The 12908-nt window shown below is 48.0% G+C and carries 12 protein-coding genes; all 12 read left to right on the plus strand.

All coding sequences use genetic code 11. The features are described from left to right. The first annotated feature begins 3 nt into the window (after nucleotides 1-3). The 12 genes from ABU165_RS12985 to murQ all read left to right on the plus strand — a co-directional run bounded on the left by ABU165_RS12985 (nucleotide 4) and on the right by murQ (nucleotide 12719). Nucleotides 4-450, plus strand: coding sequence for an Lrp/AsnC family transcriptional regulator (locus tag ABU165_RS12985; protein WP_009795615.1), 447 nt, complete (start codon nucleotides 4-6; stop codon nucleotides 448-450). A 26-nt stretch (nucleotides 451-476) separates the two neighbouring features. Next, nucleotides 477-1538, plus strand: a complete 1062-nt coding sequence (locus ABU165_RS12990; RefSeq protein WP_129612572.1) for a M42 family metallopeptidase — start codon at nucleotides 477-479, stop codon at nucleotides 1536-1538. A gap of 86 nt (nucleotides 1539-1624) precedes the next feature. Beyond that, nucleotides 1625-2473: a M55 family metallopeptidase gene (locus ABU165_RS12995; RefSeq protein WP_022544047.1), complete on the plus strand. Its 849-nt coding sequence runs from the start codon at nucleotides 1625-1627 to the stop codon at nucleotides 2471-2473. A gap of 48 nt (nucleotides 2474-2521) precedes the next feature. Continuing rightward, nucleotides 2522-3448, plus strand: a complete 927-nt coding sequence (locus ABU165_RS13000; protein ID WP_022544046.1) for an ABC transporter permease — start codon at nucleotides 2522-2524, stop codon at nucleotides 3446-3448. A gap of 2 nt (nucleotides 3449-3450) precedes the next feature. Further along, nucleotides 3451-4395, plus strand: a complete 945-nt coding sequence (locus ABU165_RS13005) for an ABC transporter permease (protein ID WP_009795619.1) — start codon at nucleotides 3451-3453, stop codon at nucleotides 4393-4395. A gap of 12 nt (nucleotides 4396-4407) precedes the next feature. Beyond that, a complete protein-coding gene (locus ABU165_RS13010; protein ID WP_009795620.1) occupies nucleotides 4408-5421 on the plus strand; it encodes an ABC transporter ATP-binding protein in 1014 nt (337 codons plus the stop codon). A gap of 2 nt (nucleotides 5422-5423) precedes the next feature. Beyond that, a complete protein-coding gene (locus tag ABU165_RS13015; RefSeq protein WP_009795621.1) occupies nucleotides 5424-6380 on the plus strand; it encodes an ABC transporter ATP-binding protein in 957 nt (318 codons plus the stop codon). Nucleotides 6381-6445: 65 nt separating this feature from the next. Further along, nucleotides 6446-8065 (plus strand): peptide ABC transporter substrate-binding protein, encoded by a 1620-nt coding sequence (locus ABU165_RS13020; RefSeq protein ID WP_148949240.1) that lies wholly within the window; start codon nucleotides 6446-6448, stop codon nucleotides 8063-8065. 74 nt (nucleotides 8066-8139) lie between these two features. Beyond that, nucleotides 8140-8508 (plus strand): DUF3899 domain-containing protein, encoded by a 369-nt coding sequence (locus ABU165_RS13025; RefSeq protein ID WP_157638556.1) that lies wholly within the window; start codon nucleotides 8140-8142, stop codon nucleotides 8506-8508. Between the two features lie 99 nt (nucleotides 8509-8607). After that, a complete protein-coding gene (locus ABU165_RS13030; protein ID WP_165352579.1) occupies nucleotides 8608-9363 on the plus strand; it encodes a sulfite exporter TauE/SafE family protein in 756 nt (251 codons plus the stop codon). Between the two features lie 75 nt (nucleotides 9364-9438). Then, complete coding sequence (locus tag ABU165_RS13035; RefSeq protein ID WP_353762666.1) at nucleotides 9439-10392, plus strand: nuclease-related domain-containing protein; 954 nt, start codon at nucleotides 9439-9441, stop codon at nucleotides 10390-10392. Nucleotides 10393-11810: 1418 nt separating this feature from the next. Continuing rightward, on the plus strand, nucleotides 11811-12719 hold the full coding sequence (murQ, locus tag ABU165_RS13040; protein ID WP_009793157.1) for an N-acetylmuramic acid 6-phosphate etherase: 909 nt from the start codon (nucleotides 11811-11813) through the stop codon (nucleotides 12717-12719). The last annotated feature ends 189 nt before the right edge of the window (nucleotides 12720-12908 follow it).

Consider the following 12908-nt stretch of genomic DNA (forward strand, 5'->3'; position numbering starts at 1 on the left):
TTTATGAAATACGAAATTGATGAGCTGGACAGGGGTATTATCAAGCTGCTCTCCAAAGACGGAAGAATGTCATTTACAGAGATCGCCGGCAAAATGAATGTGACCGAAAAAACAGTCAGGCTGCGCTATAAGAATCTGATTGACAATCACATCCTTGAAGTGGTCGGGGTAGTGAACCCAATCGCCCTTGGATTAAAGGCAGGCGCGATCATTCAGCTGAAAGTTAGGCCGCAGAGCATACATAAAGTGATTGACGAACTGAAAACCTTCCGGGAAATCAGGTATGTTACCTTGACATCCGGACAATATTCGCTTCTAGTCCAGATTGCGGTGCCGAGCCAGGATGAGATAACAGATCTGCTGCTCAGGCTGAATGGCCTGGAGGATATCACAGAAGTGAACAGCATTGTCCAGCTTGAAGTGTTTAAAAATACCTTTGAATTCATTTGAAAGCCAAATAGATTAGGAGAGATATTATGCTGGAGATTTTAAAAAAGTTGACGTCACTATCCGGTCCATGCGGGTACGAGCATTCTGTGTCCTATTTTTTAAAAGAATACCTTGAAGATAAAACGGATTCCGTCACCATTGATCCGATCGGCAATGTGATTGCCAGGAAAAAAGGGGACAAACCGGGTCCAACAATTGTTTTGACAGCCCATATCGATGAAGTGGGATTCATCGTCAAAAAAATTGAACAAAACGGCCTTCTCCGCTTCGAGAAGCTTGGCGGCAATGATGACCGCATCATGCTTGCCCAGCCTGTCCGGGTGATGGGAAGCAAAGGGGAAGTGAGCGGTGTGATCGGCACGATTTCTGCTCACTATGCAAAATTTGACGACCCTGGGAAGGTAAGGAAGCATACGCAGATGTACATTGACATTGGCGCTTCTTCACCTGAGGAAGCAGCAGAAATGGGAGTCGGGATCGGCACACCGGTAACCTGGGGAACAGAATTCCAGGTGTTTGGGCCGGAAAAAAAGCAGCGGGTGCGCTCCAAGGCACTGGATGACAGGGCAGGCTGCGCTGTATTGCTTGAATCTCTGGAAGAGGTCAAGGATGGTTCCTTTGCCGGTGAGCTTATTTTCCTTTTTGCTGTCCAGGAGGAAGTCGGGCTCAGGGGGGCAAAAACAGCTTCTGAGCATCTGCAGGCTGACGCGGCTATAGCAGTTGATACTACCGCAGTCAGTGATACGCCGGAAGAAACAATGGATGGAAGCCTCGGACTTGGAAGAGGCACTGGCATCAAGGTCATGGATTTCAGCCTGATTGTACATAAGACGGTGAAAGACCTGTTAGTAAGACTGGCTGAAGAAAACAAGATTCCGTACCAGCTTGAAGTATTTCCGGGCATAGGAACAGATGGAGGAGCGGTCAATTATGCCAATAAGGGAATCCCGACTGGCGTCCTTTCCATTCCATCCCGCTATGCACACTCACCTGTTGAGGTTGCAGATATCGGCGACCTGATTGCAACTAAAGATCTTGTCACAGCATTTATCAGGAATCTGACTGAAGATCAGACCTTCCCTTTTTAAGAGGGAAGGCTGACTTGCCTAAAACCCAGTTTAAAAAGACTGAAAAATTAAAATAATGAATGATTATTCATTTAGGAGGATATTTAATGAAAATATTTATCTCGGCAGACATGGAAGGCATCTCAGGAGTAGCGACAAACCAGCAGCTAAAAACAAACTCAGAATACCAGCGGTTCAGGAAGCTTATGACAGCCGATGTGAACGCAGCAATTGAAGGAGCTTTCAATGGAGGGGCAGAGGAAGTGGTCGTGGCGGACGGCCATGGCAATATGTCTAATATCATTATTGAAGAAATGGATCCGCGTGCCCGCCTTGTTTCAGGGAACAACCGGGTCATGTGCCAGCTGGAAGGCCTGGATGGGACGTTCAGCGGAATCATGTTCGTCGGCCACCATGGCAGGGAAGGCGGTTCTGATCTGACAGTCATTTCTCATACACTTGCAGGCATTTGTGTGAACGAAATGAAAATCAACGGAAAAATTGTCGGTGAAACAGAAATGAACACAATGGTGGCAGGAGCATTCGGCGTCCCGGCAATCTTTGTTTCCGGTGATGACGCTTATGTAAAAGAAGTGCAGGAAACACTTCCACATGTAGAAGGGGCCGTGACGAAGAGGGCTGTTGACAGGTTCGCGGCCGAACTGATACATCCTGAGAAAGCAAGAGAAGAAATCAGGGCCAAGGCTGAGGCAGCCGTTAAAAAGGCAAAGGACCAGCAGGCCGTCGAGACGGAAGGGCCGGTAACATTTGAAATCGAAATGAAGGGGCCGCAGCAGGCTAAAATGACAACAACCCTCCCGACAGTTGAATTGATAGGGCCAAAAAGAATCAAGTTTACTTGCGATGATATGGTCACTGCCTATAAGCATATGTGGGGCTGCGTCATCATAGCAATGACTGCTACCAATGGAGTCCTGGGCCAGGTAAATGCGTAAAAAGAAAAAGGAGCTCTACTGCTCCTTCAATGCTGTGGAGGTGAGCAAATGTACATAGTCAAACGATTCCTCATCATGCTCTTAACGATTTGGGTAATCGCTACACTGACATTCGTCATAATGAAATTCATACCCGGGGATCCATTTGCTTCAGACGGCGATGTGCTGCCTGAGGAAGTTCTCCAGAATATCAGGGCCAAATACAATTTGGATGAACCGCTGCCTGTACAATATGCTCTGTTTATGAAAAATCTTGCGATAGGTGACCTTGGACCGTCCATCCAGTCGGAAACGAGGAGCGTCAATTCAATCATCGCAGAAGGAGCGCCGGCTTCAGCACTCCTGGGTATTCAGTCCATCACAATCGCTTTGATATTCGGGCTGTCGCTTGGGATCATAGCGGCACTGAATCATAATAGGTTCATTGATTATGCGAGCATGATGGTTGCCATCATCGGCATCTCTGTCCCAAGCTTCATCCTGGCGCCGCTCCTGATTAAATATTTTGCGGTGGATTGGAGGCTGCTGCCTGTTGCTTCATGGGGAACATGGCAGCATACAATCCTCCCGTCACTCGCACTGGCTGCGACCCCGCTTGCAGTCATCGCAAGATTCATGCGTTCGAGCATGCTTGAGGTCATGAACCAGAACTATATAAAGACCGCCAATGCAAAGGGGCTTTCCACGTTCCAGCTTGTACTTAAGCACGGTATCCGGAATGCCATCATGCCGGTCGTTTCCTTTATCGGCCCACTATTTGTTGCGCTGATCACCGGTACCTTTGTTATTGAAAAAATCTTTGCCATACCTGGAATCGGCCGCTATTTCGTTGACAGTATCTTCAACAGGGATTATCCCGTTATCCTGGGGACAACGATTTTCTTCAGCGCCATTCTTGTCATCACCCTGTTTTTAATTGATATTTCCTACAGGCTGATCGACCCACGAATAAAACTATCGAGCGGAGGGGAATAAACATGCAGCCGAAACAATCAGAAGAGCTCCTGTTCAGGCCTGTATCGCCCGATAAAAAGAGCCATGATGAAATCCAGAGGCCGTCCTTGAGCGTCTGGAAGGAAACGGCACTGAATATTGTAAGAAATAAATTGGCATTGCTTGGCTTCAGCCTCCTTTTGGTGATCATCCTCCTTGCGGCTTTCGGACCATCATTTGTCCCGTACAGCCCTTCTGACCAGGATCTGACTAAAGGCAATCTTGCCCCATCTTCAGAGCATTGGTTCGGGACAGATGATCTGGGGAGGGATATGTGGACGCGTACCTGGTACGGAGCAAGGGTGTCCTTGACTATCGGTTTTGCCGCAGCCATCATCGACCTGATCCTCGGTGTAGCGGTAGGCGGGATCAGCGGCTATATGGCCGGGAGAGGGAAGTTCGGAGACCGGGTGGACAGCCTGCTTATGAGGCTTGTTGAGATTCTTTACGGCATCCCTTATCTGCTCGTCGTCATCCTGCTTATGGTCATCATGGAACCTGGCGTCACAACCATTATCATTGCCCTGTCTGTCACAGGCTGGGTCGGGATGGCCAGGATCATCAGGGGTCAGATCCTTCAGCTGAAGTCACAGGAATATGTCATGGCAGCAGAAAAATTGGGGACCTCCCACGGGAAAATCATCATGCGCCATCTGCTGCCAAATACGATGGGCATCATAATCGTCAATCTGACATTTACAATCCCGCAGGCCATCTTTGCCGAATCTTTTCTCAGCTTCCTTGGATTGGGTGTTCAAGCCCCATTTGCAAGCTGGGGGACGATGGCCAATGATGCATTGGGTGTCATCCTGAGCGGACAATGGTGGAGGCTGTTTTTCCCGGGGCTGATGATTTCCCTGACAATGTTTGCATTCAATGCATTCGGTGACGGACTTCAGGACGCGCTGGATCCAAGAGTACGGAAATAGGAGGCATGACAGATGAGCCATTTACTGGAAGTGAAAAACCTCGAAGTTAATTTCAAGACATACGGAGGAGAGGTAAAGGCAGTCCGGGACGTTTCCTTTCATATCGATAAAGGCGAGGTACTGGCAATCGTAGGAGAAAGCGGAAGCGGAAAAAGCGTGACTGTCCAGACGATCATGGGGCTGATACCCACTCCTCCCGGAAAAGTAAAGAATGGGCAAGTACTTTTTCAGGATAAGGATTTGCTGAAAATCTCCAAAAGGGAAATGCAAAAAATCAAAGGCTCGAAGATCAGCATGGTCTTCCAGGATCCAATGACTTCCTTAAATCCGACAATGAAAATAGGCAAGCAGATAGAAGAAGGCCTTCTCATCCATCAAAAGCTGGGAAAAACAGAAGCAAAAGAAAAGGCAATCGAGATGATCAAACTCGTCGGCATCCCAAATCCTGAAGAGCGGTACAGCCAGTATCCGCACGAATTCAGCGGGGGGATGAGGCAGCGTGCCATGATAGCCATTGCCCTTGCCTGCAATCCGGAGCTTCTGATCGCAGATGAGCCTACCACTGCACTTGATGTAACGATCCAGGCCCAGGTGCTGGATCTGATGAAGGATCTGCAGAAAAAAACAAATACTTCTATTATATTAATCACGCATGATTTGGGAGTGGTCGCTGAAACGGCCCAGCGTGTGATTGTCATGTATGCAGGGATGATGATCGAGAGCGGGACTGTCGCTGAAATTTTCGAGAATCCTAAGCATCCCTACACCTGGGGACTTCTTGAGTCGATTCCGGACACAGACTCTCCTGATAAGAAAAGGCTCGTGCCGATTGAAGGCTCCCCGCCGGATTTATTTTCGCCTCCAAAGGGATGTCCTTTTGCACCAAGATGCAAATATGCAATGGAAATCTGCCTGCAGCAAATGCCGCCAGCATTTGGAGAGGAAAATGGGCATCAGGCCAAATGCTGGCTGAATGACCCAAGGGCCCCTAAGGCCGAAGACTTCGTTGCAGCAGGGAGGGAATGAAAATGGCTGAAACACTTTTAGAAATAGAAGCTATGAAAAAATATTTCAAAATTAAAAAAGACCAGACGGTAAAGTCAGTCGATGATATCACGATTTCCATAAAAAAAGGCGAAACCTTCGGCCTTGTCGGTGAAAGCGGAAGCGGAAAATCAACGCTCGGCAAAACCATCGTCGGACTTCAGAAGCCAACAGAGGGGAAAATCATTTATAACGGCAGGGACGTAGAGTCGCTTGATAAAAAGGCGATGCAGGCGGTCAACAGGGAAATGCAGATCATTTTCCAGGATCCCCATGCTTCCCTTAATCCGCGTATGAGAGTCGGCGATATTATCGCCGAAGGCATGGATGCCCACAAACTGGCCAAGGGAAAAGAGCGCCAGGAAAGGATTTATGACCTTCTTGAAAGGGTAGGCCTGCGCCCGGAACATGCCAAACGTTATCCCCATGAGTTCAGCGGCGGGCAGCGCCAGCGCATCGGCATTGCCAGGGCGCTTGCTGTCGACCCGAAATTCATTGTTGCCGATGAGCCGATCTCGGCGCTTGATGTCAGTATCCAGGCACAGGTTATCAATCTTCTGGAGGACCTGAAAAAGGAGCAGGGGCTGACATATTTATTCATCGCCCATGACCTGGGGATGGTCAAGCATATCAGCGACCGGATCGGTGTCATGTATCTTGGGAAGATGATGGAGCTGGCCGAGAGCCGCGAGCTTTTTGCCGAACCGCTCCATCCATACACACAGGCTCTTCTTTCGGCAATCCCGGTGGCAAACCCTGCCGCTGCAAAGAGGGAGCGCATCACACTTCAGGGTGATCCTCCAAGTCCGGTTAATCCGCCGAGCGGCTGCCGTTTCCGGACGCGCTGTCCGCACGCAATGGACATCTGTGCCCAGAAAGTGCCGGAATGGAAGGAAGTAAAGCCTGGCCACTGGACAGCCTGCCACTTGTACAACATTTGATCTTCACCTCTTTGCAGGATTGAGAGAGGATAAGATAAATAAATTAGATGAGAGGGGAATGGAATATGAAGAAATGGCTATCAGGCATTGCCGCAGCCCTTTTTGTCTCTTCAGCTTTAGCGGGCTGCAGCGGCGGTGAAGGAGCTTCCGGCAGCGGAAGCGGGGAAGATGTTAAACAGGAGATTGTGCTGAATGCAATGAGCGAGCCGCCAGATTTGGATCCGGCTCTTGCAACAGATACAACATCAGGCTGGATTCTGGATCATATTTTTGAAGGCCTTTATACAAAGGACAAGGATGGCAAGCCGGTACTTGGCACAGCGAAGGACGCCCAAGTATCTGATGATGGAAAAACATACACTTTCACCCTGCGTGATGATGCGAAATGGTCAGACGGGACACCAGTCACAGCCGGTGATTTCGAATACGCATGGAAACGCGTTCTGAATCCTGACACAGGCAGTTCCTTTGCATTTTATCTTTATTATCTTAAAGGTGCAGAGGACTATAACAAAGGAAATGGAAGCGCAGAAGAAGTCGGCGTCACAGCTAAGGATGACAAAACACTTGTCGTAGAGCTGAATGCGCCGCTGGGATATTTCGATGAGCTGCTGACAATGTGGACTTTCTATCCGGTTAAGCAAGAGCTTGCTGAAGGAAACAAAAATTGGGCTGCCGATGCTGAAGGATATGTGAGCAACGGACCGTTCAAATTTACTTCATGGAAGCATGACAGCGAAGCCGTCGCAGAAAAGAACGAGAACTATTGGGATAACAAGACGGTAAGTCTTGAGAAGGTTACCTGGAAAATGGTCAATGATGCAACCACATACTATCAGATGTATAAAACTGGTGAACTTGATCTGATCCAGACACTTCCGACAGATGCACTTGCCCAGGAAAAAGAAAACGAGGAATATCAGGAAGTCCCTTATTTCGGAACATATATGTATATGTTCAATGTAGAAAAAGAGCCATTCACCAATGCTAAAGTCCGCCGTGCGTTTGCCATGGCCATAAACCGTGAAGCTATCTCGGAGAATATCACAAAAGCAGGCGAGACTCCAGCCTTTGCTTTCGTGCCGCCTGGTGTTGAAACACCTGACGGAGATTTCCGTGAAGCCGGCGGAGAATATTTCGACGAAAATGCAGATGAAGCGAAAAAGCTTCTTGAAGAAGGAATGAAAGAAGAAGGCTGGACAACCCTTCCTGAAGTCACTCTTCTTTACAACACAGCCGAAAACCATAAGAAAATCGGTGAAGCTGTTCAGGAAATGGTCAAAAAGAATCTCGGCGTTAACATCAAGCTGGCCAATCAGGAATGGAAGACATACCTTGATACAACAAAGCAGCATAATTTCCAAATGGCCCGCATGGGCTGGATCGGTGTCCTTCTTGATCCTGTTGTCATCCTCGACTATTACCTGGGAGACAGCCCTAACAACCGTACACAATGGGTCAACGAAGAATACGATTCACTGATTGCCCAGGCAAAAGTGGAGCAGGATGAAGCCAAGCGCTATCAGCTACTGCATGATGCTGAAAAAATCCTGATGGAAGAAATGCCATTCATGCCGGTATATCATTACACAAATACGTACCTGACATCACCTAAATTTGAAGGAGTCGTATATCCCTTCAACCGTTATCCGGCTCTCAAGTGGACAAAGAAAGTTTCAGAATAAAGAGGGAAGGCGAAAGCTGCCAGCTTCTGCAAGTTCCTGCTATAATGATAGAAAAACAGTCTGGGGGACATCTTATGAAATGGAAGATAACAGGTTTTCTGCTGATAGCCTGCATTTGGATCAGTATTCGGGTGACGGGAATCCTGCCCCTGCTTGACTGGATCAATCTATCATTCATCGCAGGTATAGCGGGGCTTTCTGCAGCCGTCATCATCATCATCTTTAAAACTGGATTTCTATCACTGTTCTTCAGCGGATTCCGCGCAATCGGGACAAGCCTATTTCCCCGTTCCAACGCCATGGAACGAACTGACAGCATGGTAAGCAGTGACTATAAATGGCAGGAATTTAAGGCTGGCGCTTCAACAGTACTGCTTTATGCCTTTTTGGTTGCTGGATTGAGTTCGATGGCCGTATCGCTTGTGGGATTGTTCTTTTATTAGGAAAAGATTAGAAGGAGGCTCCTGGCCGGGGCCTTCTTTTCTTATTTTTTCAAAGAGATATATATATAATAAAGGATGGAAAAAGGAAGGAAGAGTATTATGGCCATAACTTTAACGATGCTGCTGATGGGCATGCTGCTGGGATTTATCGGGGCCGGCGGGGCCGGCTTTATCATCGCTATCCTGACGCTGGTGTTTGATGTGCCGATCCATATCGCTTTAGGAACATCACTAACGGCAATGATTTTCACAAGTTTGTCAGGAGCCTACAGCCATTACAGAGAAGGGAATATGGCGGTCAAAGCAGGGCTTGTGACAGGGATCGCCGGTGCTTTTGGTGCATACGGGGGCTCACAGCTCGCTGCAGGAATACCTGTGGAATCACTCCATTGGCTGACGGCAGGCATGCTGTTCCTGTCCTCCATATTGCTCATGGTCAGATTGTACATAACCAAGAATCTCACTGACCAGGAAGCAGGAAGGGACAAGCTGTCTGTTCAGCTGGCTGTAAAAGCGGTCATCCTGGGGCTTATAACCGGCGTATTATCGGGGACGTTCGGGATCGGTTCAACACCCTTCATCCAGCTTGGCCTGCTGATCATGCTCGGCCTTACAATCAGGCAGTCGATAGGTACGACGATGCTTGTTATACTGCCTATTGCGGCAGGAGGAGGACTCGGGTATCAGTCCGAAGGCTATCTCGACTATCTGTTGCTTCTGCAAGTGCTTCTCGGCACCATGACAGGCGCTTATATCGGTGCAAAATTCACAGGCTATGCCCCCAAAAACGTACTGAAGGCATCAATGATATTGACGCCAGCCGCTGCCGGGCTGCTGCTGCTCTTTCCGCAGTAGCGGCCAGGTGTGTTTTTTATGGCTTTTTTTTGGAATGGTGCTGTAATAAAATGGAATGGAAAGGAGGAGGAGATGTTGAGAAAAGAGCGTGTGGAGTCAACTGAATTGAAGATTTTGAAGTCCCTTGGTGCCCGGGTTCAACTTGATGTCCCGGACGCAAAGCAGCTCGATATACTGCTGAAGGGCTGGAAGGGGGAAGAGGAGTTTGACCGGTGGGTTAATACCATTGATGAGGAGTGGCATATTTTAAATGATCTCTTGCTGAACCATCAAGGAACAATTTTTCAAGTCGACTCTTTAATTTTCTCCGGAACAACGCTTTACCTGTTTGAAATTAAAAACTACCAGGGTGACTACTATATTCAAGGCGATGCCTGGTACACTTTTTCCGGCAATGAAATCAAGAATCCGATTCTTCAGCTGAAGCGCACAGAAAATCTTATGAGGCAGCTTTTGAAGGAACATGCTTTTGACGTAAGAATTGAAGCAAATTTAATTTTTGTAAATCCGGAATTCTGCCTCTTTCAAGCCCCCAGAAATCTCCCCATCATCCTGCCCGGCCAAATGCCGCGTTTTCGGGAAAAAATGCTGAATCAAACCTCCCTTATAAAACATTCACACTCTAATTTAGCCAAGAAGCTTGTATCCCTTCATATGAAGGAAGACCCTTTTCCGAGAAACTATTATTACCCCTATGAACAATTAGAAAAAGGTTTGGTTTGCCCGCAATGCAAGGAGTTTTATCATACTGTTAAACATTCCTTAGTGGTCTGTGAACTTTGCGGGGGAAGGGAAACTCTTGAAGATGCAGTGGTAGGGGCTGTGGAGGAAATTACGATGCTTTTTCCTCGGAGGACGATCACCACTCCTTTGCTTATTGATTGGTGCAGGATTATTAAGGATAAAAGAACGATTCAGCGGGTGCTCAAGAAACATTATGATTTCAAAGGGAGAGGGCAGTATGCGAGATATACGAATCGCGGCAATACTCAGAGTCCCGGCGGGCAGCCAACCCCTTTGAAAGTCTAGCAGATCAGGCTGGAATTTGGCCTGATTTGTATCTGAAGGGGAGTGCGGGATACATGAGTGAGGATGAATAGGAGGAGTCATGTATCCGAGGGGGAGTGCGGGATACATGAGTGAGATTAAAAAGGAGCAGTCATGTATCCCGGGAGGAGTGCGGGATACATGATTGGATCAAAAAAGGAGCAGTCATGTATCCCGGGAGGAGTGCAGGATACATGATTGGATCAAAAAAGGAGCAGTCATGTATCCCGGGAGGAGTGCGGGATACATGATTGGGATGGAAAAGGAACAGTCATGTGTCCCGGGAGGAGTGCGGGATACATGAGTGAGAAGAAAAAGGAGCAGTCATGTATCCCGGGGGGAGTGCGGGATACATGAGTGAGAAGAAAAAGGAGCAGTCATGTATCCCGGGAGGAGTGCGGGATACATGAGTGAGATGGAAAAGGAGCAGTCATGTATCCGAGGAAGAGTGCGTGATACATGAGTGGGTCGAAAAAGGAGCAGTCATGTATCCCGGGAAGAGTGCGGGATACATGATTGGATCAAAAAAGGAGCAGTCATGTATCCCGGGAGGAGTGCAGGATACATGATTGGATCAAAAAAGGAGCAGTCATGTATCCCGGGAGGAGTGCGGGATACATGATTGGGATGGAAAAGGAGCAGTCATGTGTCCCGGGAGGAGTGCGGGATACATGAGTGAGAAGAAAAAGGAGCAGTCATGTATCCCGGAAGGAGTGCGGGATACATGATTGGATCAAAAAAAGGAGCAGTCATGTATCCCGTGAGGAGTGCGGGATACATGAGTGAGATGAAAAAGGAGCAGTCATGTATCCCGGGAGGAGTGCAGGATACATGAGTGAGATGAAAAAGGAGCAGTCATGTATCCCGGGAGGAGTGCAGGATACATGAGTGAGATGAAAAAGGAGCAGTCATGTATCCCGGGAGGAGTGCGGGATACATGAGTGAGATGAAAAAGGAGCAGTCATGTATCCGAGGAAGAGTGCGGGATGCATGAGTGGGTCGAAAAGGAGCAGTCATGTATCCCGGGGGGAGTGCGGGATGCATGATTGGGATGGAAAAGGAGCAGTCATGTAACCGAGGAAGAGTGCGGGATACATAACTGAGTGCAAAACGACGGAGTTATGTATCCAAAGTTTGAGAGAAACACAAAGTATACACCTGCCAAAACCTAAATGCCCTTTCCCAGCCCCAAACTAAAACATTTTTTCACCCGCCCCCTCCGTCCATCTAAAAAAAGAATACAACCCAACCAAGCTCATATATATAATAGTAAAAACAAGCTCAAACTCCACTAGTGTTAAAATTATATTTCATAAAAGTAAATATGTTATTGAACTAATATTTCAAACCCTCTATAATGAAATTAGAACTAGTACATCAGTGACAGGAGGGCCATAGGAATGAAAGAGAACTTAACCTCGTTAACAACAGAAACCCGGAATGAGCGGACGATGAAGATTGATACAGCTTCACCTTTGGAGATCATCACGATGATGAATGAGGAAGACAAGAAGGTGGCATTAGCGGTTGAGCAGGTTCTCCCGGATGTCGAGGTAGCAGTCGGGTTTGTATTCGAATCCCTGAAAAAGGGCGGCAGGCTCATCTATATCGGGGCTGGTACAAGCGGAAGGCTCGGTGTTTTGGATGCAGTCGAATGCCCGCCTACTTTCAGTACGGATCCTGAAACTGTCCAGGGAATCATGGCCGGGGGCAAGGATGCTTTTGTCAAGGCTGTTGAGGGGGCAGAGGATAAGCCGGAATGGGGCGAACGCGATTTAAAGGAGATTGGCCTGACACAAGATGATACTGTGATCGGGATTGCAGCGAGCGGGCGCACCCCTTATGTGGCAGGAGCGCTTAAGTATGCGAGGAGCATCGGAGCCAGGACGGTAGCACTTTCCTGCAACACCGGCGCCGTCATCAGCAAAGAAGCTGACCACAGCATCGAAGTGATTGTCGGCCCTGAGGCGCTGACAGGCTCTACAAGGCTGAAGGCGGCAACTGCCCATAAAATGATTTTGAACATGATTTCAACTGCCAGCATGATCCTGTTCGGCAAGGTTTATGAAAACCTCATGGTGGATGTTCATGTCAGCAATCATAAGCTCAAGGAGCGTGCGATCGGGATCATCAGCAAAATAACCGGCGCTGATTATAACATTTCCAGAAAAGCTCTTGAAGACAGCGGGCTTCAGGCTAAATCTGCGATCGTCATGATCAAAACAGGTAAAAGCAAAGATGAAGCTGAGAAGCTGCTCGATCAAGCCGGTGGATATGTGCGTATGGCAGTGGAGAAAGCAGGCAACTAAAACTATCAGGGGAAGGCGCCATGTGCGGGCCTGCCCTCTGCATATCCTTTTTTGGGGGTGGTCATCAAAAAACAGCTGACAGGGGTTTTTCACAATATAGGCTTGCACTGATACTTTATCCTATTATTCTCTTAAGCTATTTTTTATGCCTTGGATGAAAACGATTCCAATAGTTTGAAAATTTGTACT

Source organism: Cytobacillus sp. T106, assembly GCF_040492155.1.
Taxonomy (GTDB): domain Bacteria; phylum Bacillota; class Bacilli; order Bacillales; family Cytobacillaceae; genus Bacillus_AB; species Bacillus_AB infantis.

Excerpts from the sequence above, each read along its gene's own strand:
- ABU165_RS12985 (WP_009795615.1), top strand. The coding sequence starts at position 4 with ATGAAATACGAAATTGATGAGCTGGACAGGGGTATTATCAAGCTGCTC.
- ABU165_RS12990 (WP_129612572.1), top strand. The coding sequence starts at position 477 with ATGCTGGAGATTTTAAAAAAGTTGACGTCACTATCCGGTCCATGCGGG.
- ABU165_RS12995 (WP_022544047.1), top strand. The coding sequence starts at position 1,625 with ATGAAAATATTTATCTCGGCAGACATGGAAGGCATCTCAGGAGTAGCG.
- ABU165_RS13000 (WP_022544046.1), top strand. The coding sequence starts at position 2,522 with ATGTACATAGTCAAACGATTCCTCATCATGCTCTTAACGATTTGGGTA.
- ABU165_RS13005 (WP_009795619.1), top strand. The coding sequence starts at position 3,451 with ATGCAGCCGAAACAATCAGAAGAGCTCCTGTTCAGGCCTGTATCGCCC.
- ABU165_RS13010 (WP_009795620.1), top strand. The coding sequence starts at position 4,408 with ATGAGCCATTTACTGGAAGTGAAAAACCTCGAAGTTAATTTCAAGACA.
- ABU165_RS13015 (WP_009795621.1), top strand. The coding sequence starts at position 5,424 with ATGGCTGAAACACTTTTAGAAATAGAAGCTATGAAAAAATATTTCAAA.
- ABU165_RS13020 (WP_148949240.1), top strand. The coding sequence starts at position 6,446 with ATGAAGAAATGGCTATCAGGCATTGCCGCAGCCCTTTTTGTCTCTTCA.
- ABU165_RS13025 (WP_157638556.1), top strand. The coding sequence starts at position 8,140 with ATGAAATGGAAGATAACAGGTTTTCTGCTGATAGCCTGCATTTGGATC.
- ABU165_RS13030 (WP_165352579.1), top strand. The coding sequence starts at position 8,608 with ATGGCCATAACTTTAACGATGCTGCTGATGGGCATGCTGCTGGGATTT.
- murQ (WP_009793157.1), top strand. The coding sequence starts at position 11,811 with ATGAAAGAGAACTTAACCTCGTTAACAACAGAAACCCGGAATGAGCGG.